Origin of the sequence: Kitasatospora sp. NPDC058032 (assembly GCF_042885845.1) — a bacterium.
Lineage (GTDB): Bacteria > Actinomycetota > Actinomycetes > Streptomycetales > Streptomycetaceae > Kitasatospora.
This window is the reverse complement of sequence record NZ_JBHVRK010000002.1, coordinates 155351-175213: the sequence shown is the minus strand read 5'-3', so window position 1 is coordinate 175213 and position 19863 is coordinate 155351. Positions and strand designations below refer to the sequence as shown.

Annotated in this window: 17 protein-coding genes and 1 pseudogene; 9 read left to right on the top strand and 9 right to left on the bottom strand. The window is 73.8% G+C overall.

The window, feature by feature from the left end:
• Positions 1–130 precede the first annotated feature (130 nt).
• The gene (locus tag ACFVUH_RS03730) at positions 131–1786 is read left to right on the top strand and encodes an FAD-binding dehydrogenase (RefSeq protein ID WP_387910980.1); all 1656 of its coding nucleotides are present in this window, start codon (positions 131–133) and stop codon (positions 1784–1786) included.
• 179 nt (positions 1787–1965) lie between these two features.
• On the opposite strand, the gene ACFVUH_RS03725 is transcribed toward ACFVUH_RS03730, so the two are convergent.
• Positions 1966–2346 carry an ArsR/SmtB family transcription factor gene (locus ACFVUH_RS03725; protein WP_387910978.1) on the bottom strand — a complete coding sequence of 127 codons (381 nt, stop codon included), beginning with the start codon at positions 2344–2346 and terminating at the stop codon, positions 1966–1968.
• Between ACFVUH_RS03725 and ACFVUH_RS03720 the strand changes: the two genes are divergently transcribed.
• From ACFVUH_RS03720 to ACFVUH_RS03705, 4 genes are all read left to right on the top strand, one after another.
• Positions 2345–2587: a hypothetical protein gene (locus tag ACFVUH_RS03720; RefSeq protein ID WP_387910976.1), complete on the top strand. Its 243-nt coding sequence runs from the start codon at positions 2345–2347 to the stop codon at positions 2585–2587. The two genes, ACFVUH_RS03725 and ACFVUH_RS03720, sit on opposite strands and share 2 nt — an antisense overlap.
• Positions 2584–3024, top strand: a complete 441-nt coding sequence (locus ACFVUH_RS03715; RefSeq protein ID WP_355364497.1) for a (2Fe-2S) ferredoxin domain-containing protein — start codon at positions 2584–2586, stop codon at positions 3022–3024. Before ACFVUH_RS03720 ends, ACFVUH_RS03715 begins: the two co-directional genes overlap by 4 nt.
• Before the next feature lie 88 nt (positions 3025–3112).
• The gene (locus ACFVUH_RS03710; protein WP_030302164.1) at positions 3113–3364 is read left to right on the top strand and encodes a hypothetical protein; all 252 of its coding nucleotides are present in this window, start codon (positions 3113–3115) and stop codon (positions 3362–3364) included.
• 174 nt (positions 3365–3538) lie between these two features.
• On the top strand, positions 3539–7972 hold the full coding sequence (locus ACFVUH_RS03705; protein ID WP_387910974.1) for a SpaA isopeptide-forming pilin-related protein: 4434 nt from the start codon (positions 3539–3541) through the stop codon (positions 7970–7972).
• An 82-nt stretch (positions 7973–8054) separates the two neighbouring features.
• Here ACFVUH_RS03705 and ACFVUH_RS03700 read toward each other — a convergent pair whose 3' ends face one another.
• Positions 8055–8714: a ThuA domain-containing protein gene (locus ACFVUH_RS03700; protein ID WP_355364491.1), complete on the bottom strand. Its 660-nt coding sequence runs from the start codon at positions 8712–8714 to the stop codon at positions 8055–8057.
• Between the two features lie 179 nt (positions 8715–8893).
• Between ACFVUH_RS03700 and ACFVUH_RS03695 the strand changes: the two genes are divergently transcribed.
• Positions 8894–10561 carry a metallophosphoesterase family protein gene (locus ACFVUH_RS03695; RefSeq protein ID WP_355364488.1) on the top strand — a complete coding sequence of 556 codons (1668 nt, stop codon included), beginning with the start codon at positions 8894–8896 and terminating at the stop codon, positions 10559–10561.
• Between the two features lie 64 nt (positions 10562–10625).
• Here the strand turns inward: ACFVUH_RS03695 and ACFVUH_RS03690 are convergent, their stop codons facing one another.
• Complete coding sequence (locus ACFVUH_RS03690) at positions 10626–10961, bottom strand: type II toxin-antitoxin system VapB family antitoxin (protein WP_387910973.1); 336 nt, start codon at positions 10959–10961, stop codon at positions 10626–10628.
• A 99-nt stretch (positions 10962–11060) separates the two neighbouring features.
• The gene (locus ACFVUH_RS03685) at positions 11061–12275 is read right to left on the bottom strand and encodes a pyridoxal phosphate-dependent aminotransferase (protein WP_387910972.1); all 1215 of its coding nucleotides are present in this window, start codon (positions 12273–12275) and stop codon (positions 11061–11063) included.
• 97 nt (positions 12276–12372) lie between these two features.
• Between ACFVUH_RS03685 and ACFVUH_RS03680 the strand changes: the two are divergent.
• A pseudogene (locus tag ACFVUH_RS03680) lies at positions 12373–12723 on the top strand (winged helix-turn-helix transcriptional regulator); the annotation flags it as partial.
• 133 nt (positions 12724–12856) lie between these two features.
• Positions 12857–13654 (top strand): SGNH/GDSL hydrolase family protein, encoded by a 798-nt coding sequence (locus ACFVUH_RS03675; protein WP_355364482.1) that lies wholly within the window; start codon positions 12857–12859, stop codon positions 13652–13654.
• A 47-nt stretch (positions 13655–13701) separates the two neighbouring features.
• Here ACFVUH_RS03675 and ACFVUH_RS03670 read toward each other — a convergent pair whose 3' ends face one another.
• Positions 13702–15318, bottom strand: coding sequence for a DUF2079 domain-containing protein (locus ACFVUH_RS03670; protein WP_387910970.1), 1617 nt, complete (start codon positions 15316–15318; stop codon positions 13702–13704).
• A gap of 146 nt (positions 15319–15464) precedes the next feature.
• On the opposite strand from ACFVUH_RS03670, the gene ACFVUH_RS03665 reads away from it, so the two are divergent.
• Positions 15465–16385: a pentapeptide repeat-containing protein gene (locus ACFVUH_RS03665; protein ID WP_387910969.1), complete on the top strand. Its 921-nt coding sequence runs from the start codon at positions 15465–15467 to the stop codon at positions 16383–16385.
• A gap of 26 nt (positions 16386–16411) precedes the next feature.
• On the opposite strand, the gene ACFVUH_RS03660 is transcribed toward ACFVUH_RS03665, so the two are convergent.
• The 4 genes from ACFVUH_RS03660 to ACFVUH_RS03645 all read right to left on the bottom strand — a co-directional run bounded on the left by ACFVUH_RS03660 (position 16412) and on the right by ACFVUH_RS03645 (position 19674).
• On the bottom strand, positions 16412–17017 hold the full coding sequence (locus ACFVUH_RS03660) for a hypothetical protein (protein WP_387910967.1): 606 nt from the start codon (positions 17015–17017) through the stop codon (positions 16412–16414).
• Positions 17014–18321 (bottom strand): hypothetical protein, encoded by a 1308-nt coding sequence (locus ACFVUH_RS03655; protein WP_387910965.1) that lies wholly within the window; start codon positions 18319–18321, stop codon positions 17014–17016. The genes ACFVUH_RS03660 and ACFVUH_RS03655 overlap by 4 nt, the downstream gene beginning before the upstream one ends.
• Positions 18322–18324: 3 nt before the next feature.
• Entirely contained in the window at positions 18325–19107 is a 783-nt protein-coding gene (locus ACFVUH_RS03650; RefSeq protein WP_387910963.1) for an ATP-binding cassette domain-containing protein, read from the bottom strand.
• Positions 19108–19227: 120 nt separating this feature from the next.
• A complete protein-coding gene (locus ACFVUH_RS03645) occupies positions 19228–19674 on the bottom strand; it encodes a hypothetical protein (protein ID WP_387910961.1) in 447 nt (148 codons plus the stop codon).
• Positions 19675–19863: the final 189 nt, after the last annotated feature.

The following is a 19863-nucleotide window of genomic DNA, read 5'->3' as shown; positions in this document are numbered from 1 at the left end:
GCCGCTCGGTTTCGGAGGGCGCCCCGGCGGGAATTTCGAATTTCGCTCCACGGTGTGTCGAAGTCATTTCCGAAACGGGGCGGAGCGGAATGCGCGCGACCGCCCGCCGCCGATCTGGAGGAGCCGCCGGATGGCCATGGACGCCGACGTCGTCGTCATCGGAGCCGGACTCGCGGGCCTCGCCGCGACCGCCGAGCTCGTCGACGCCGGGCGGCGGGTGATCCTGCTCGACCAGGAACCCGCGGCCTCGCTCGGCGGCCAGGCGTACTGGTCCCCCGGCGCGCTGTTCCTGGTCGGCTCGCCCGAGCAGCGCCGACTGCGGATCCGCGACTCGCGTGACCTCGCCCGGCAGGACTGGCTCGGCTCCGCCGGCTTCGACCGGCCCGAGGACCGCTGGCCGCGCCGCTGGGCCGAGGCCTACGTCGACTTCGCCACGGGGGAGAAGCGGGCCTGGCTGCGCGCGCTGGGCGTGCGGTTCCTCCCGGTCGTCGGCTGGGCCGAGCGCGGCGGACCGCTCGCCGACGGCCCCGGCAACTCGGTGCCGCGCCTCCACACCGTCCGGGGCGCCGGCCCGGCACTGCTGGAGCCCTTCGTCCGCAAGGTCCGCGCCGCCGCCGCCCGCGGGCTGGTCGACCTGCGCTTCCGGCACCGGGTCACCGGCCTGGCCGCGAGCGCGGGCGCCCTCGACACGGTGACCGGCGAAGTGCTGGTCCCGGGCGCGGCGGCACGTGGCGAGGCCGGGTCCCGCGAGGTGGCCGGCCGCTTCGAGCTGCGCGCGCAGGCCGTGATCGTCGCCTCCGGAGGCATCGGCGGCAACCACGACCTGGTCCGCCGGGCCTGGCCGGCCCGGCTCGGCCCCCCGCCCGGGCGAATGCTGCGCGGGGTGCCCGCGCACGTCGACGGGCTGATGCTGGGCGTCGCCGCCGGTGCCGGGGCCGCGCTGGTCAACGGCGACCGGATGTGGCACTGCGCCGAGGGCATCGCCGACCGGGACCCGGTCCGGGCCGGCCACGGCATCCGCATCCTGCCCGGCCCGTCCTCCCTCCGGCTCGACGCCCTGGGCCGCCGGCTGCCCGCCCCGCTGTTCCCCGGCTTCGACACCCTCGGCACCCTGGAGCACCTCGGGGCCACCGGGTACGAGCACAGCTGGTTCGTCCTCAACCGGAGGATCATCGGGAAGGAGTTCACCCTCTCCGGCTCGGGACGGAACCCCGATCCCACCGGCGGCTCACTGCCCGCCGTGCTCCGGCGGGCCCTGCCCGGAGTCCCCGGCCCGGTGCGCACCCAGCTCGCCCACGGGCCCGACTTCGTCGTCGCGGGCAACCTGCGCGACCTCGCCCGCGCGATGAACGCCAGGGTGCGGGCCCCGCTGATCGACACCGCCGAACTGCGCCACGTCGTCGAGGCCCGGGACCGTCAGCCGGCCGACCCCTTCGCCGAGGACCTCCAGGTGGCCGCCCTGCGCGGCGCCCGCCGCTACCTCGGCGACCGGCTGCTGCACACCGCCGCCCCGCACCGCATCCTCGACACGGACGCCGCCCCGCTGATCGCCGTCCGGCTCTCGGTGCTCACCGGCACGTCGCTCGGCGGCCTGCACACCGACCTCTCGGCCCGCGTCCTGCGCCCCGACGGCTCCGTCCTCGACGGCCTCTACGCCGCCGGCGAGGCCTCCGGTTTCGGCGGCGGCGGCCTCCACGGCTACCGCTCCCTGGAGGGCACCTTCCTCGGCGGCTGCCTCTTCTCCGGCCGCATCGCGGGCCGCGCGGCGGCGAGGGCCACGGCGTGACCGCCGGGGCGGCGGGCCGGCGTCGGTGGAGGGTGAAAGCCGGCCAGAAGAAGACGGTCGCGGCTTGCGTCCCGGCGAGGTACGAACCGCCGCCCAGGACCGTGCCGATCGTGAGCGCGACGAGGTCCACGGCCCGCAGCCCGGCCGCCGGGGCGCTCCCGCGGTCACCGTCGCGTCGCTCAACTGCCGTTCTTCGGCGCGGAGTTCGCCATTCCGTTGTCGACGATGCCGAGGCGCAGGTGGTCGACGTGGTAGACCGCCTGGTCGAGGAGGGCGGCGACGTGGTCGTCGTGCAGCGAGTAGACGACCGAGCGGCCGCGGCGCTCGCCGACCACCAGGCCGAGGTTGCGCAGCAGGCGCAGCTGGTGGGAGCAGGCGGACTGCTCCATGCCGACGGCGTCGGCGAGTTCGGTGGCGGCCCGCGGCCCTTCGCGGAGCTCGGCCAGGATCAGCAGGCGGGAGGGGGTGGCGAGGGCCTGGAGGGCGCTCGCGACCTTCGCGGCGTTGGAGGCGTCCAGGCGCATCCGCGGCACGGTGTTCTCGGCGGCTGCGTGTCCCATGGGTGAATCCTACGGGGCGCGGATGCGGGGGGAGGCGGGCCCGGGGGGTCAGAACCCGGCGATCGCGGGGGCGGCCATCGCCCTGCCGGGCACCCGGGACCTGGCGGGTACGCTGCCCCTGCCGCTCGGCGCCGCCGGGCACGAGGGCTCCACCGTGATCGTCGGCCACCACGGCCTGCGGCTGCCGCGCGAACGGGCGTCGCGGCGGGCCCTGCGGAACGAGGAGGACCGAGGACGATGAGCCGACGCGAGCGTGAGCGCGAACGGGCCGGGGGGAAGGCCGCGGGGAAGGCGGGCGGCCGAGGCCCGGCGTCCCCGGTGACCGTCACCGTCTGCCGGGGCTGCTGCTGCGGCACCCAGGAGAAGCACCCCGGCGTCGACCACGCCGGCCAGTACGAGCGGCTGCGCACCGCGGTCGGCGACGCGGGCCGGGTCCGGGCCGTCAAGTGCCTGGACACCTGTGCGCACTCCAACGTCGTCGTGGTCGGCCCCTCCAGCGAGGGCCGCGCGGCGGGCGGCCGGCCGGTCTGGCTCGGCTGGGTGCTCGCCGACGACATGATCGAGGAGATCGCCGCGTGGGTGCAGGCCGGCGGCCCCGGCCTCGCCGACCCGCCGGGGATGCTCGACCTCCAGCAGATCGCCGTCTCCCGCCGCGTGAGCGCGGGCCTGCCGGGCTGAGCAGGGCCCGCCCGGGAAGCGGCGGTCAGCGCCTACCATGACCTGGGCCCCCTCCGTCGGGCCCAGGTTCCGACCCGGGAGGAAGACGATGACCACGGTCTGCCGCATCTGCGCGGGCACCGGCCGCACCGCCGGCCTCAGCTGTCGCACCTGCCAGGGCACCGGCACCACCGAGGTCGGCGGCGGAGGGGGCAACTGCTTCCTCTGCGACGGCACCGGCGTCTACGTCCGCTACCGGGTCGACGCCACCGGTGCCAAGCACGCCTACCGCGACGAGATCTGCCGCACCTGCGACGGCACCGGCAACCGGGCGGCGTCCCCCTGGGACGAGGCGTCCTGAGCACGTCCCGCTGACGCCCCGTCGAGCGGTCGGCCCCGCGGCCCGTCCGCGGTCCCGGCCGACGGGAGGCGGCAGGTGACGGTTGCTCTGTGCGGGTGCGCGCGTTTCATCATTCAGCGTACGTGGACGCGTCAACGGCGACCCCGCGCACAGGGCCTGTCGGACGCTACGACCATGGCTTCCCTCAACCGACTGTTAGCGCGCGTCCGCCGGAAGGCCGTCGCCCTGGCACTGCCGTGCACCATCGCCTCGGCCCTCGTCCCCGTCCTCGCGCTCGGCCCCGGAGCCGTGTCCGCCGAGGCCGCGACGCTGCCCGGTGGCCTGGGGCCCTGCGTACCCGGCAGTTGCCCCGAGCCCTTCCCCCCGATCAACAACGGCCCGTTCGCCGGGCGGGACAACGGGATCAACATCTTCGTCGGCTCCGACTTCCTGGTCCGAGGCCGCGCCGCCGAGGCCGAGGGCCGTGTCGTCGTCCTCAACGACTTCGACCAGGCCAAGGACCCCGGGGCCAGCTCCATCTACAACATCGGCATCGTCGGTGTGGGGTCCCGGGTCCCCCCGCCGGACGGCGCCGACTTCCTCACCACCGGTGACGACATCACCATCGCCGCCGGCCAGAGCCTGGTGGCCGAGGGCGGCGTGGTCCGGCACGCGGGCACGGTCACCGGCACCGTGGTCGGCACCCTCGTCCAGGACCCCGACGCCATCCAGCCCTACGCCGGCCTGCGCGACCAGCTCACCGCCGCCTCCGACTGCTACGCCCGGGTCAACGGTGTGCCCCGCACCGCGACCGGCACCGCGGTGAACGCGGGATTCGAGACGCTGTTCACCGGTGACGGCGTGTCGGCGCTCCAGGTCTTCAACGTCGACTTCGACCTCACCGGCCGGGGCGGCGCCCAGCAGGGCATCACCTTCGCCAACATTCCGGCGGGCGCCACCATCCTCGTCAACCTCACCGGTGCCGCCCGGACCATCAACACGTTCAGCGGCGGCATCACCGACGACGACCCGCTGAACGCCTACCGCGAGCGCCTGCTGTGGAACTTCCCCGACGCCACCACGGTCACCCTGGCCGGCACCGGCCAGTTCCAGGGCAGCGTCCTGGTCGGCGAGCAGGCTTCGCAGACCACGGTCACCCTGCCCGGGGTCAACGGCCGCTTCTACACCACCGGCGGGCTCATCCACACCAGCTCGCCCACCGGAGGCGGCGGCCAGGAGTTCCACGCCTACCCCTTCAACGGCGACCTGCCCGACTGCGCCGCCGCGGTGACGGGCGAGGTGCGGGTGCTGAAGACGGACTCGGTGACGGGCGCGCCGCTCGCGGGTGGTGTGTTCGAGCTCTGGGCGGAGACCAACGGGATTCCCGGTCTCCAGACCACCGGTGCGAACCCGGACACGCAGGTGGGTAGGCCGTGCACCACCGGTGCGGACGGTCTGTGCAGCCGGACGGTGCCGGTCGGTTCGTACTACTGGCGGGAGACCGCGGCTCCGCCGGGCTATGTGCTTCCGGCCGATCCGGTGTTCGGCCCGCTGGAGCTGACGGCGGCGAATGCCGCTCAGGGTGTGCAGGTGACGGCTCCCGACGCGCCGCAGGCGCCGGTGACCGGTGAGGTCCGTGTCCTGAAGACGGACTCGGTGACGGGTCTGCCGTTGGCGGGTGGTGTGTTCGAGCTGTGGGAGGAGACGAACGGGATTCCGGGTCTCCAGACCACTGGCGTGAACCCGGACACGCAGGTGGGTACGTCCTGCACCACCGGTGCGGACGGTCTGTGCCGTCGGACGGTTCCGGTCGGTACGTACTACTGGCAGGAGATCGCCGCGCCTCCCGGGTATGTGCTTCCGGCGGATCCGGTGTTCGGTCCGCTGGTGCTGACGGACGCGAATGCTGCTCAGGGCGTCCAGGTGACGGCCCCGGATGTGGCGCAGGCGCCGGTGACCGGTGAGGTCCGTGTCCTGAAGACGGACTCGGTGACGGGCGCGCCGTTGGCGGGTGGTGTGTTCGAGCTGTGGGAGGAGACGAACGGGATTCCCGGTCTCCAGACCAGTGGCGTGAACCCGGACACGCAGGTGGGTACGTCCTGCACCACCGGTGCGGACGGTCTGTGCAGCCGGACGGTGCCGCTCGGTTCCTACTACTGGCGTGAGATCGCCGCGCCGCCGGGTTACGAGTTGCCGGCGGATCCGGTGTTCGGTCCGTTGGAGCTGACGGAGGCGAATGCTCCGGCCGGTGTGCAGGTGACGGCTCCGGACGCGCCGCAGGCTCCGGTGACGGGCGAGGTACGGGTGCTGAAGACGGACTCGGTGACGGGTCTGCCGTTGGCGGGTGGTGTGTTCGAGCTGTGGGAGGAGACCAACGGGATTCCCGGTCTCCAGACCACTGGCGCGAACCCCGACACGCAGGTGGGTACCACCTGCACCACCGGTGCGGACGGTCTGTGCCGCCGCTCGGTGCCGCTCGGCACCTACTACTGGCAGGAGATCGCCGCACCTCCCGGCTACGTGCTCCCGGCGGATCCGGTGTTCGGTCCGCTGGTGCTGACGGACGCGAACGCTGCTCAGGGCGTCCAGGTGACGGCCCCGGATGTGGCGCAGGCGCCGGTGACCGGTGAGGTCCGTGTCCTGAAGACGGATTCCGTGACGGGTGCGCCGCTCGCGGGTGGTGTGTTCGAGCTGTGGGAGGAGACGAACGGGATTCCCGGTCTCCAGACCACTGGCGTGAACCCGGACACGCAGGTGGGTACGTCCTGCACCACCGGTGCGGACGGTCTGTGCCGTCAGACGGTGCCGCTCGGGTCCTACTACTGGCGGGAGATCGCGGCCCCGCCCGGCTACGACCTGCCGGCCGACCCGGTCTTCGGCCCGCTGGAGCTGACGGCGGCGAATGCCGCTGCGGGCGTTCAGATCACCGCCCCCGACGCGCCGCAGGCGCCGGTGACCGGTGAGGTCCGTGTCCTGAAGACCGACTCCGTGACCGGTGCGCCGCTCGCGGGTGGTGTGTTCGAGTTGTGGGAGGAGACGAACGGGATTCCCGGTCTCCAGACCACCGGCGCGAACCCGGACACCCAGGTGGGTACCACCTGCACCACCGGTGCGGACGGTCTCTGCCGCCGCACGGTGCCGCTCGGCACCTACTACTGGCAGGAGACGGCCGCACCGCCCGGGTACGTGCTCCCGGCCAACCCGGTGTTCGGTCCGCTGGTGCTGACGGCGGCGAATGCCGCTGCGGGTGTGCAGGTGACGGCTCCCGATGTGGCGCAAGCGCCGGTGACCGGTGAGGTCCGGGTTCTGAAGACGGACTCGGTGACGGGTGCGCCGCTCGCGGGTGGTGTGTTCGAGCTGTGGGAGGAGACGAACGGGATTCCCGGTCTCCAGACCACCGGCGCGAACCCCGACACGCTGGCGGGCACCCCCTGTACCACTGGCACGGACGGTCTGTGCCGCCGGACGGTGGATCTCGGTACCTACTACTGGCTGGAGATCGCCGCGCCGCCCGGGTATGTGCTTCCGGCTCAGCCGGTGTTCGGTCCGCTGGTGCTGACGGCGGCGAATGCCGCTGCGGGTGTGCAGGTGACGGCTCCCGATGTGGCGCAGGCGCCGGTGACCGGTGAGGTCCGTGTCCTGAAGACCGACTCCGTGACCGGAAACCCGCTCGCCGGTGGTGTCTTCGAGCTGTGGGAGGAGACGAACGGGATTCCCGGTCTCCAGACCACCGGCGCGAACGCGGACACCCAGGTGGGTAGCACCTGCACCACCGGTGCGGACGGGATCTGCCGTCGCACGGTGCCGCTCGGCACGTACTACTGGCGGGAGATCGCCGCACCCCCTGGGTACGTGCTGCCGGCTCAGCCGGTGTTCGGCCCGCTGGTGCTGACCTCGGCGAACGCCGCGTCCGGCGTTCAGGTCACCGCGCCCGACGTTCCGCAGTCGGTGGTCACGGGTGAGGTGCGGGTGCTGAAGAAGGACGCCGAGACCGGTGCGCCGCTCGCCGGCGGTGTGTTCGAGCTGTGGGAGGAGACCAACGGCGTTCCCGGTCTCCAGACCACTGGCCCGAACCCGGACACCCAGGTGGGTAGCACCTGCACCACCGGTGCGGACGGTCTCTGCCGCCGCACGGTGGACCTCGGCCTCTACTACTGGCGGGAGATCGCCGCACCTCCCGGGTACGACCTGCCGGCCGACCCGGTGTTCGGCCCGCTGATGCTGACCGCGGCCAACGCCATGGCGGGCGTCCAGGTCACGGCCGCCGACTGCCCGTCGCCGAAGCCGCCGGGCAAGGGCTCGATCCACCTGACCAAGAAGGACAAGTGGTCGGGCGAGCCGCTGGCCGGCGCGGTGTTCGAGCTGTGGCGGGAGAGCAACGGCGTCCCCGGGCTGCAGACCGGGGGTGCCAACCCGGACACCCAGGTGAGCGGCTGCACCACCGACGCCGACGGAACCTGCGAGTTCGACCACCTGCCGGTCGGGCAGTACTACCTGCGGGAGACCGAGGCGCCCGACGGCTACCAGCTGCCGCGCGACCCGGTCACCGGCCCGATCGAGGTGAACTGCGACGACTGCGTACCCATCTGCCTGACCAACGAGAAGGAGAAGGACGAGGACTGCTGGTGACCGGCTGATCCGACGGACCGCCCGGAGCAGGCTCCCTGCTCCGGGCGGTCCTGTGCTGTCGTGACGACGGCCCGGGGCCCGCTCAGCCGAGCACGTGTCGCAGGCCGCCCAGCAGGTGCCCGCGGAAGGCCCGGTCCGCGTAGGCCTCGGGCGCGTGGCCGAGCGCGGTGTAGAAGGTCGGCACCCCGTCGTGCTCCCCGGACCAGGCGAGCGGGTGACGGTCGGCCAGGCCCATCGCCGCGCCCGTGTAGTCGGCCTCGTCCACGGTGAGCAGGACGCGGACGCCGCGATCGCGCGGGTCGGAGCGGAAGTCGTACCACTCGTCGGTCCACTCCCAGCGGGCGGGCAGGTGGGCGGTGGCCGGGTGGTCGGCGTCGGCGACCCGGACCGGCGCGGTCTGGATCGCCGGGTGGCGGTCGAACCGGGCGCCGACCAGTCCCTCGAACCACGGCCACTCGTACGCGGTGCTGGACGCCGCGTGCACGCCCAGCCAGCCGTGACCGGCGGTCAGGTGGGCGCGCAGGGCGTCCTGCCCGGCCTCGTCGAGCACCGGGCCGCCGGTGGAGAGGAAGACCACGGCGGCGTAGCGGCGCAGCGCGGCGGGCCGGAAGACGGCCGGGTCCTCGGTGGCGTCGACGGTGAAGCCGTGCCGCTCGCCCAGCTCGCCCAGCGCGCGGGTGCCGTCGACGACCGAGGCGTGCGGGAAGCGGAGGTTTCGACGGTAGATCAGGATCCGGGCCATGGTGGACGATCCTGCCAGCCCCGTCCGGAGTGCCCGTGTCCGGGCCCGGGAGACGCGTTTCGCCTGCGTACGGCTTTGCCGAGGCATGGTCGAACATTGGTGTTCGACTGACCGGCGCGCCCGGGCGCGTTCACCGCGTGTCCGTGTCGGGTCAACGCGTGCCTGGAAGAGTCCGGTCCATGGAAACTCCGAACATGGGCGTGCCGGTCAAGCTCGCCGAACGCATGAGCATGGCCGAGCAGCACGAGTACCTGCGGGCCCGCTTCTCCCGCCGCCGGATGCTGCGCGTCGGCGCCGTCTCGGTGGGCGCGCTGGCGGTGGGCGGTGCGCTGGGCAGCGGCACCGCCTCGGCCGCCCCGACGACGCCTCAGCTGCTGGCCGGCGGCGCCACCGCGACCGTCGACGGTTCGCTGGTCGCCCCGATCGGACGTCACCTCGCCTTCGGTCCCGAGCCGGACACCCAGTTCCGGGTCTCCTGGCAGGTGCCGGCCCCGGTGAAGCGGCCGTTCCTGCGCTACGGCAAGAACCCGTGGGACCTCAGCCACAAGATCGAGGCGGAGGTGCGCACCCTGCACACCCCGGCGCTCACCCCCACCGGCCAGCCGGTGGACCAGTACTACCTGCACGTGGCGCTGGAGGACCTGCACCCCGACACCACCTACTACTACGGTGTCGGCCACCAGGGCTTCGACCCGGCCTCGCAGCAGGCCGTCTCCACGCTCGGCACCTTCCGCACCGCGCCCTCGCGCGAGCACCGCTGGGGCAAGGTGTACGAGCCGTTCACCTTCACCGCCTTCGGCGACCAGGGCGTCAGCGACCACGCCAAGGGCAACGACCACATCATCCTGGCCCAGGACCCGGCGTTCCACCTGCACGCCGGCGACATCTGCTACGCCGACCCGGCGGGCTCCGGCCAGGACTCCGACAAGTCGGTGTTCAACGCCACCACCTGGGACGCCTTCCTGGTGCAGACCGAGACGGTCGCCTCGAAGGTGCCGTGGATGGTCGCCTACGGCAACCACGACATGGAGGCCTGGTACTCGCCGAACGGCTACGGCGGCGAGAACGCCCGCTTCTACCTGCCGGACAACGGCCCGGACAAGCGCAGCGTCCCCGGCGTCTACTCCTTCCGCTACAAGAACGTCGGCGTCATCTCGCTGGACGCCAACGACGTCTCCTACGAGATCCCGGCCAACCTGGGCGTCTCGGCGGGCAAGCAGACCCGCTGGCTGGAGCGCACCCTGAAGGACCTGCGCAACGACGAGACGATCGACTTCGTCGTGGTCTTCTTCCACCACTGCGCCTTCTCCACCACCCACCAGCACGCCTCCGAGGGCGGGGTGCGCGAGGCCTGGGTGCCGCTGTTCGAGAAGTACCGGGTGGACCTGGTGATCAACGGTCACAACCACGTGTACGAGCGCACCGACGCGATCCTCGGCAACAAGGTCTCCAGGGCGGTGCCGAGCGGCGCCTCCGTCGAGCCGGCCAAGGACGGCGTGGTGTACGTGACGGCGGGCGCGGCCGGCCGCAGCCTCTACCGGTTCGACGCCCCGGACACCTACGAGGGCCACGAGAACCGCCTCGACTCGGTGGACACCTACTACTTCGCCAAGGGCGGCGGCAAGGTCACCGAGAAGGTCGAGTGGTCGCGGGTCCGCTACACCGGCTACTCCTTCATCAAGGTCGACGTGAAGCCCGCCCACCTGGGCCAGAAGTCCGAGATGACCGTCACCGCCCTGGCGGAGGACGGCACCCGGGTGGACCACTACACCATCCTCCGCGAGGTCGGCGAGGGCTGGGACGGCAACCGCGACGACGACGGCCAGGGCGGCGGCTGGGGCTGGTAACCGCCTCCCGCACGCCATCGGCCCCCGCAGGTACCGCCTGCGGGGGCCGATCGCTGGATCCGGATCACGGTTCGCGGATGTCCTGTTCCCTGAGCTCGGTGATCACCCGGGCGGCGGTGGCGAAGTCGCTGTCCACGTGCAGCACCGGGTCGCCGTGGTGCACGGCGACGGAGCAGAGCAGCAGGTCCTCCCCGCCGGCCTTCCGGGCCCGGTGGATTCGCTCGGTCGGGTCGAACTCGCCGCGGGCGGCGCGGGCGGAGAGCCTCTCCAGTGCCTCCAGCCGCTTGAGCCGCTTGACGTGGTCGGCGAGGGCTCCGTTGACGGTGTCCTTCTTCGTGCTGGTCCCCATCAAGCGCATGGCCTCGGCAAGGACCGCATCGTCGACATCGACGTTGGTCATGCTCGTCTCTGTCCCTTCGTCGGTGGTGTGGCAAACCGATCCACATCATCCGCATGACCCCCGCAGAGCAGGATCTGCGGGGGCCTGCGAGGGGGCGGGTCAGACCTGGCGGTAGGTGGTGAGGAAGCGGCCGATGCGGTTGATGGCGGTCTCCAGGTCGTCGGCGCGGGGGAGGGTGACGAAGCGGAAGTGGTCGGGGCGGGGCCAGTTGAAGCCGGTGCCCTGGACCACGTGGATCTTCTCGCGGAGCAGGAGGTCCAGGACGAAGCGCTCGTCGTCGACGATGCGGTGGACGGCCGGGTCGAGCTTGGCGAAGGCGTAGAGGGCGCCGCGGGGCTTGACGCAGCTGACGCCGGGGATCTCGTTGAGGGCGCGGAAGGCGACGTCGCGCTGTTCGGCGAGGCGGCCGCCGGGCAGGACCAGGTCGTTGATCGACTGGTGGCCGCCGAGCGCGGCCTGGACGGCGTACTGGGAGGGCACGTTGGGGCACAGCCGCATGCCGGAGAGCATGGTGAGGCCCTCCAGGTAGTCGCTCGCGTGCTGCTTGGGGCCGGAGACGACCAGCCAGCCGCTGCGGAAGCCGGCCACCCGGTAGGACTTGGAGAGGCCGTTGAAGGTGAGCGTGAGCACGTCGTCGGCGAGGGCGGCCAGGCAGTGGTGCTCGACGTCGTCGTAGAGGATCTTGTCGTAGATCTCGTCGGCCAGCACCATCAGCTGGTGGCGGCGGGCGAGGTCGAGGATGCCCTCCAGCAGTTCCTTCGGGTAGACGGCGCCGGTGGGGTTGTTGGGGTTGATGACCACGATCGCCTTGGTGCGGGCGGTGATCTTCGAGGCGATGTCGTCGAGGTCGGGGAACCAGTCCGCCCCCTCGTCGCAGAGGTAGTGCACCGCCTTGCCGCCGGCCAGCCGGACCACCGCCGTCCACAGCGGGTAGTCGGGCATCGGGACGAGCACCTCGTCGCCGTCGTCCACCAGCGCGGTGACGGCCATCTGGATCAGCTCGGAGACGCCGTTGCCGAGGTAGACGTCGTTGACGGTCACGCCGTCGACGCCGCGCTGCTGGTAGTACTGCACGACCGCGCGGCGGGCCGGCAGGATGCCGCGCGAGTCGCTGTAGCCGTGCGCCCGGGGGAGGTTGCGGATGATGTCCTGAAGGATCTCCTCGGGCGCCTCGAAGCCGAACGTGGCCGGGTTGCCGGTGTTCAGCCGGAGCACGCTGTGCCCGGCCTCCTCCAGCGCGTTGGCCTGGTCGACCACCGGGCCGCGGATCTCGTAGCACACGTCATTCAGCTTGCTGGACTGCCGAAACTCCATCTGTGGCCTCCCGACCGTCACCCCGCGTCGATCCTGGTTGCTTTGTTCTACCAAGTAGGCACTTGGAAAGTCCAACCTCTTGGCTATGCTGATCCACATGTCACGCCGAAGCTACGACCAGTACTGCGCCGTCGCCCGCGCCCTGGACGCGGTGGGGGAGCGCTGGAGCCTCCTGATCGTCCGTGAACTCCTGGCCGGTCCGCGCCGCTACACCGACCTGCACGCCGACCTGCCCGGCGTCTCCACCGACATCCTCGCCGCGCGGCTCAAGCAGCTGGAGGGCGAGGGCGTCATCGAGCGGCGACGCCTCGAACGGCCGGCCAACGCCACCGTCTACGAGCTGACGGAACGCGGCGCCGCGCTGCGGCCGGTCGTGGCGGCGCTCGGCGTCTGGGGGCTCGACGCGCTGGGGGAGCAGCGGCCGACCGATGCCGTGCGAACGCACTGGATCACCGGCGGGGTGGAGCAGCCGGCGGAGGAGCCGGCAGGGGAGCCGGCGGGGGTCTGACCGGCGCCGACGAAGGATCCCGCCGGATCCCGCCCGATCCCGGCGTGGGCCGCGCGCGTACGATCGTCGGGCCATGGAGAACACCCAGAACACGCCCACCGCCTTCCGCAGTTACGTCGCCGTCGGGGACTCCTTCACCGAGGGCATGTGCGACGACCTGCTGCCCGACGGCCACTTCCGGGGCTGGGCCGACCGCGTCGCCGCCCGGCTCGCCGCCGACCACCCGGCCGGCGGCTTCCGGTACGCCAACCTCGCCGTCCGCGGCAAGCTCATCGGCCAGATCCACGACGAGCAGCTCGACCGGGCCGCCGCCATGGGCGCCGAGCTGGTCACCCTGGCCGGCGGGCTCAACGACGTGCTGCGCCCGCGCTGCGACGTCGCCCGGGTCGAAGAACTCCTCGGAGCCTCCGCCGCCCGGCTGCGCGCCACCGGCGCCACCGTGGTCATGTTCACCAGCACCGACCCGACCCGGCGGATGGCCGGCTCCGCCCGGCTGCTCCCGGCGATCCTGCGGATGAAGGCCTTCGTGCAGGAGCTCGCCCAGGATCCGGGCATCGCCGTGGTCGACCTGTTCTCCGCACCCTGCTTCGACGACCGCCGGCTCTGGGCGGAGGACCGGCTGCACCTCTCGTCCGAGGGCCACCGCCGGGTCGCCGAGGCCGTCCTGGAAGCGCTCGGGCGCCCCGCCGGCTTCGACTGGCGCGCCCCGCTGCCGGTCGCCGCCCCGCCGACCCGCGGCGAGAAGCTGGCCGCCGACGCCCGCTGGGCCCGCACCCACCTCGGGCCGTGGATCGGCCGCCGTCTGACCGGCCGCTCCTCCGGCGACGGCCGCCCGCCCAAGCGCGCGGAGCTGCTGCCCTACGAGGGCTGAGCGGCGTACGGGCCGCCGGGCGGCGGCGGGCGTTGCGGCGACCGCCGTCAGCCGCGGAAGAGGTTGTGGCCCACGTCCGACGGCACCGCGTCCTGGTACGGGGTGGCGTCCGGGCCGGGCACCTGCTCGCCCGGGACGGGCTCGGTGCCCTCCCGGTGCAGCAGGTACACGCCGTCCTCCGACCAGACCGTCCGGTACCCGTGCGCCAGCAGCAGCTCGATCCTGGCCGCCTGCTCGTGGTCGGTCCGGAACGGGAAGGACCGCTTGTCCGCCCGGATCAGCACGTACTCGCGTCCGCGCGGCTTCTCGTCGACCAGCACCACGTCCGCGCGGGCGGTCAGCCGCGGCGCCGCCTGGTTGTCGGCCTCGACGGAGGCGCCATCCGGGACCAGCGCCGCGCCGCGCAGCAGCGCCGCCTCGCTCGCCTTCGGCTGCCAGTAGGCCGGCACGAACAGGTTCGCCACCCCGAGCGGCAGCGCGGCCGCGACGGTCAGCGCGGCGGCGGCCACGCCGAGCCGTCGGGTCAGCGCCCGGTCGTGGCAGCGGCCCAGCACCTCCACCGCGGCGACCAGCAGGATCGGCCAGAGGAACGCGTCGTAGTGCCGGGCGATCGACCAGTGGTTGGGATTGCTGGAGAGCACCCGCTCGGCGAGCAGCGGGACGGCCAGGAGCACGGTCGCGGAGCGCAGCGGGAGGAGGAACAGCGTGCCGAAGATCCACAGCAGCAGCAGCGGCTTCAGCGGGGCGTCGAAGAGCGCCGAGACGAGGCGGGTCGGGTCGGCCAGCACATGGGCGACCGCCGAGCCGCCGTCCTCCCCGAGCGCCTGGTAGTTCCAGTAGTAGCCGGGCACCCCGCCCATCGCCGGGATCAGCTCGGCGATCGCCACCGCCGAGGCGAGCGGGCCGCCGAGCAGCAGGCCCAGCCCCCAGCGGACGGCCGGCCGGCGCCGCTCGGCGTCCGGTTCCCGGCGCGCCCGCAGCAGCAGTACCAGGCCGTAGGCGCCGACGGCCAGGCCCATGTCCTCCTTGGTGCAGCAGAGCAGCAGGCCGGCCAGTGCGGACGCCCAGTACTGCCGGGCCATCCCGCGCTCCAGCATCAGCAGCGTCAGCGGCACGGCGAACGCCACCTCGTGGAACCCGCCGCGCGAGGCCACCAGCAGGGGCCAGCCCAGTCCGTGGGCGAGGGCGGCCAGGTCGGCGGCGCGGCGGGCGGTGCGGGGGTCGGCGTCGGCGAAGCAGCGGTCGGTGATCCGGCGGATCAGCGGCACGCCGGCGGCGAAGCAGAGTGCCTGGCCGAGGAGCAGCGAGCGCGGATCGTCCCAGAGCCAGTAGAGCGGCGCCATCAGCGCGATCACCGGCGAGAAGTGGTCGCCGAGGAGCGAGAAGCCGGGCGGGAACTCGTGGTGGAAGCTCTTCAGCGTGGACACCGGCAGACCGAAGTGCGCGTAGCCGCGCACGCCCTGGTCGAAGATCCCGAGGTCGAAGCCGCCGAGCTGGAGGGTGGTCCACTGCTGGAGGCCGATCGCCAGGCAGACCGCGAAGCAGAGCAGGGTGAACGCGACGGTGCGGGCGCGGGGCGGGAGGCGGAGGGCGGGGGGCTCGGCGCCCGGGGTGTCCTCGCTGTCCTCGGTGTCCGGGTACGGCGCCACGTCGTGCCGGGACATGCCTTGGTTCCTCCGTCGGTGCTGTGGTGCCGCGGTGCTGCTCGTGCTCGGCCGACCACACTAACCGACGGCCGTACGGGGACTGTCGGTACGCTCTACAGCTGCACCACCGCACCGCACCGTCGTCCCGGAGGAACAACAGCACCGTGAGCGTCCCGAGCCTCAACCTCGTCTCCGACTGCGGGAGCTGCTTCGGACTGTGCTGCGTCGCGCTGCCGTTCGCCGCCGGCACCGACTTCGCCGTGAACAAGGCCGCCGGCACCGCCTGCCGCAATCTGCGGACCGACTTCACCTGCGGCATCCACGAGCGGCTGCGGGACAGCGGCTTCGCCGGCTGCACGGTGTACGACTGCTTCGGGGCCGGCCAGCAGGTCTCCCAGGTCGTCTTCGGCGGGCGCAGCTGGCGCGAGGCGCCGGAGAGCGCGGGGACCATGTTCGAGGTGTTCCCGGTGGTGCGGCAGTTGCACGAGCTGCTCCGGTACCTCACCGAGGCGCTCACCTTCGAACCGGCCCGGCCGGTGCACGACGAGCTGCGCCGGGCGCTGGAGCAGACCGAGCGGCTGGTCGGCGGCACGCCGGAGGAGATCCTCGCGGTCGACGTGCCCGCGCACCGGCAGGCGGTGGCCGAGCTGCTGCTCAGGGCCAGCGAGCTGGTCCGGGCCGGCGTCCCGCGCCGGCGCGAGCACCGGGGCGCGGACCTGTTCGGCGCCCGGCTGCGCGGCGCGGACCTGCGCGGGGCCAATCTGCGGGGCGCGCTGCTGGTCGCGGCGGACCTGGCGGGGGCGGACCTGCGGCTCGCGGACCTGGTCGGCGCGGACCTGCGGGACGCCGACCTGGCGGGCGCCGATCTCACCGAGGCGCTGTTCCTCACCCAGGCGCAGCTCAACGCCGCCCGCGGCGACGCCGCCACCCGTCTCCCGGCCACGCTGAAGCGCCCCGCCCACTGGCCCGACACGGCCGACGCCCCGGCGGCCACCGACGGCGGCAACCCGCGCGCGGCCCGGCCGCCCCGCGGGCCCCGCGGCTCCCAGGGCGGCGCCCGCTCGGGCCGGCCCCGGCGCCGCTGAGCCGCCCGCCCGGCCGGGGAGGGCACTCAGCCGGCCAGGAGGTGCGGCGTGCTGGGCGGGCGCCGGCGGAGCAGGGCGACGGCCGCACCGGCGAGCAGCAGCAGGGCGACGGCGGCGAGCGCGGGCGCGGAGCCGGCCGGGTGCAGCGGCCAGGCCCAGGGCCGGGGCCGGCCGTCCGGGTACCAGCCCGCCGCCGAGCAGAGCAGCGGGGCGGCGGCCAGCGCGGCGGCGGCCGGACGGTGGCCGACCAGGGGGTGGAAGAGCAGCGCGAGGCCGAGGTAGCCGGCGATGTTGCGGGCCAGGACCAGGGCGAGCGCCCCCTGCCCGGTCGCGTACGCGAGGCCGCCGCAGGCCGTCCCGGTGGCCGCGAGGGCGAGCGCGAGCCCGACGTCCAGCCCGCGCAGGAACCGCGCGGCGACCGTCTCGGTCCGCAGGTCGCCCCGGCCCAGCCCGTACAGCAGGAACACCGCCGGGAGCAGGGTGACGACGTGCGCGAGCAGGAAGTGCCCGGCCTGCCCGCGCAGGGCGGGTACCGGCAGCTCGCCGTCCCCGAACGGCAGGCCGACGGCGAAGGTCGCGGCGAGCACGGCCGCGAGCACCGGGACGGCGCGCGCCTTGCACCACCAGATCACCGCCCACCCCCGCCCGCGGAGGCCGTCCCGGTGGACGGGATCGGCGGGGGCGGGGCGTCGCAGCCGGCCAGCGCCGCCGAGGTGGCGCGGTACCAGGCGAGCTGGGCCCCGTCGGGCAGTCGGAGCAACTGGGCGGCGCGGGCGGCGTCGGCCTCGGTGAACCGGCCGCCGACGCCGGCCGCCGGCGGGGTGCCGCCGTCCGGGCCCGCCCGGGCGGTGAGCCAGGCGGTGGCCGTGCCGACGGCGACCGCGGCCGGGTAGGGCTCGCCGCGGCGGGCGCAGTCCGGGGCACGCGGGAGCAGAGAGCCGACCACGGCGGGGAGGACGTCCTGCGCCCGGGCGTCGGTCGGGACGCCTAGTCCCGCCTCGCCCGGCCCGGGCCGGGCGGTCATGGTGAAGGACTCCGGGACGGTGACGCCCCGCCCGGCCAGGGTGTCGGCGACCCGCCGGACCTCGGCGCGGACCACGGCCGAGCGGGCACCGCCGAGCTCCGGCCAGAGGCAGACGCGGGGCCGGCCGCCGTCGCAGACCAGGGCGCCGGCGGGCCGGGCGCGTACCGGTTCGGGGCCGAGGTCGCGGACGGTCCAGCCGCCGACCGCGATGCCGCCCGCCGTGACCACCAGTGCGACGGCCACGGCGAGCGGGGTGCCGCGTCGGCGGATCAGCAGGACGGCGGCCGCGCAGACCGCGCCGGAGAAGGCCAGCGAGCCGGCCACCGCCCGGCCGTCCAGCACCTGGTCCACGGCGCAGCAGTCGGAGAGCCCGCCGCCGACCAGGTGCCGCAGCCAGTAGCTGTCGAACGCGGCGGGATAGGAGGTCAGCACGAAGCTGCTGACCAGCGCCAGCGGCACGGCGACCACCGGCGCCAGCACCCGGCCGACGAGCGAGCCGACCAGGGTGGCGGCGAGCAGCAGTCCGGCCCAGACGGCGAACAGACCGGGCTGCGGGAGGCCGTGCACGGTGCCGCCGGCCAGCGCGGCGGTGCCGAGGGCGGCGGCCATGCCGAGCGCGCCCATCACCGCGACCGGTAGCAGCAGCGGGGTGGTGACGGCCGTCGCGGAGCGGACCGGCGAGCGGCCGAACGCACCGCCCCGCTGCAGCCGTCCGCCCTCCCACGCGCCGCCGGCCGCGCACGCCGCGCAGGCGAACGGCAGCGCGAGGCCGGCGTGTCCGGCGGCGGCGAGCCCGTAGGCCGGGGTGACCCAGGCGGTCAGCTCGTCGCCGAGCGCGACCAGGACGAAGCCGAGCAGGAACGGCAGCATCCGGGTGGCGGCCGAGATCCGCAGAACGGTGCGCAGCAGCATCGGTCATGTCTCCCGTTCGATCAGCCGCGCGTACGCGGCCTCGGCGCTCGGTGTGCCGGACCCGCCGGCGGCCCCCTCGGGCCCGCCGGGGACCGCGCTGCCGACCGCCGCCAGGGCGTGGAACTCCTCGGTGGCGCCCTGGAACCGGACCCGCCCGCGGTCCAGCACCACCACGTGCCGGTAGGTGCCGGCGAGGTCCTCGGTCCGGTGGGTGGAGACGAGGATGCCGACCTCGCCCGTCAACTCCTCGACCAGGGAGCGGAACACCGCGCGCTGGGTGGGGTCGAGCCCGGCGGTGGGCTCGTCCATCAGGATCAGCTCGCTGTGGTGGGCGAGGCAGCCGGCGATGCCCATCCGGCGCAGCTGGCCGCCGGAGAGCTGGTGGCCGGGCCGGTCGGCGAGCCCGGAGAGGCCGACCCGGGCGAGCGCACCGGCCGAGGCCCGCCAGGCGGCGGTGCGCGACATGCCCTTCAACCAGCCGCAGTAGGCGACCTGTTCGCGCACGCTGAGCCCGGGGACGGGGGTGATCTGCTGCGGCAGCCACGCCACGGCGCGCCGGTAGGCCGCCCGGTCGCCCGCGCCGGCCGCGGGGTTGACGCCGCGCCAGGTGACCAGCCCCCGGTGCGGGCTCAACTGCGAGGCGGCGAGCGCCATGAGGGTGGACTTGCCGGCGCCGTTGGGGCCGAGCAGGACGGTGGCCGGGGTGTCGATCCGCAGATCGAGACCGGTGAACAGGAGCGCCTTGCGGCTGTACTGGAAGTCGATGCGGTGGAATTCAAGGGCCATGGCGGGGTCGACGCATTTCGCTCGGAACGGGTGCGGGGGCGCCGGCGGACGGGCGTGTCCGCCGGAACCACGGCCGGGGCGAGGGTCAAGGGGGGCGGGTCGGAGGACGAGGGGGCGGGATCAGTACCGGGTGGTGACGGTGTCCACCCAGAGCTTGCCGCCGTTGCGCACGCCTTCGAGCACGAAGTAGTAGTTGCCGGCGCTCTGGTCGCCCCAGCTGGAGGTGTCGCAGTGGTTGGTGCGGTGGCCGTAGGCCTTGTCGGGGCCGAAGACGTCCTTGTAGAGCTGGAGGCCGGAGTCCTTGAAGTCGTCGGTGGCGGTCGCGCAGCCCTGGAAGGTGACGGAGGTGACGACGTCGTCCCGGTCGGCGTCCTCCCAGCGGCGGGACTCCGAGCCGGGCCCCCAGTTGCTGATGTAGGACGTCCAGGAGCCTTCGGCGAGCGCGGGGGCGGCGCCCGAGAACCCGAGCAGTGCGGTGGCGACCAGGACGCCTCGGACGAGCGCGCGGTCGGTGCGGCGGGGCCGGCCGGCGGGGCGGGGCCGGTCGGCGCGGTTCTTTGCGTGCATATTCCGTCCGATCATTTCGGTGACTCCGCCGGGCGGGCGGGGTCATGCAGGCAAAAGGAAACGAGCGGAGGTCCGACCCGAACGGTCGCGGTCACCCGATCGGCCGAGCCGCCGCGGAAATGACCTTAGCGTGCACGAACAGGCGCCCAGCACTATTTTTTTCGGCCATTCGGCCTGGTGAGGCCGGGG

Coding starts and splice junctions, on each gene's coding strand:
- ACFVUH_RS03730 (WP_387910980.1), top strand. CDS start 131: ATGGCCATGGACGCCGACGTCGTCGTCATCGGAGCCGGACTCGCGGGC.
- ACFVUH_RS03720 (WP_387910976.1), top strand. CDS start 2,345: ATGGGTGAATCCTACGGGGCGCGGATGCGGGGGGAGGCGGGCCCGGGG.
- ACFVUH_RS03725 (WP_387910978.1), bottom strand. CDS start 2,346: ATGGGACACGCAGCCGCCGAGAACACCGTGCCGCGGATGCGCCTGGAC.
- ACFVUH_RS03715 (WP_355364497.1), top strand. CDS start 2,584: ATGAGCCGACGCGAGCGTGAGCGCGAACGGGCCGGGGGGAAGGCCGCG.
- ACFVUH_RS03710 (WP_030302164.1), top strand. CDS start 3,113: ATGACCACGGTCTGCCGCATCTGCGCGGGCACCGGCCGCACCGCCGGC.
- ACFVUH_RS03705 (WP_387910974.1), top strand. CDS start 3,539: ATGGCTTCCCTCAACCGACTGTTAGCGCGCGTCCGCCGGAAGGCCGTC.
- ACFVUH_RS03700 (WP_355364491.1), bottom strand. CDS start 8,714: ATGGCCCGGATCCTGATCTACCGTCGAAACCTCCGCTTCCCGCACGCC.
- ACFVUH_RS03695 (WP_355364488.1), top strand. CDS start 8,894: ATGGAAACTCCGAACATGGGCGTGCCGGTCAAGCTCGCCGAACGCATG.
- ACFVUH_RS03690 (WP_387910973.1), bottom strand. CDS start 10,961: ATGACCAACGTCGATGTCGACGATGCGGTCCTTGCCGAGGCCATGCGC.
- ACFVUH_RS03685 (WP_387910972.1), bottom strand. CDS start 12,275: ATGGAGTTTCGGCAGTCCAGCAAGCTGAATGACGTGTGCTACGAGATC.
- ACFVUH_RS03675 (WP_355364482.1), top strand. CDS start 12,857: ATGGAGAACACCCAGAACACGCCCACCGCCTTCCGCAGTTACGTCGCC.
- ACFVUH_RS03670 (WP_387910970.1), bottom strand. CDS start 15,318: ATGTCCCGGCACGACGTGGCGCCGTACCCGGACACCGAGGACAGCGAG.
- ACFVUH_RS03655 (WP_387910965.1), bottom strand. CDS start 18,321: ATGCTGCTGCGCACCGTTCTGCGGATCTCGGCCGCCACCCGGATGCTG.
- ACFVUH_RS03650 (WP_387910963.1), bottom strand. CDS start 19,107: ATGGCCCTTGAATTCCACCGCATCGACTTCCAGTACAGCCGCAAGGCG.
- ACFVUH_RS03645 (WP_387910961.1), bottom strand. CDS start 19,674: ATGCACGCAAAGAACCGCGCCGACCGGCCCCGCCCCGCCGGCCGGCCC.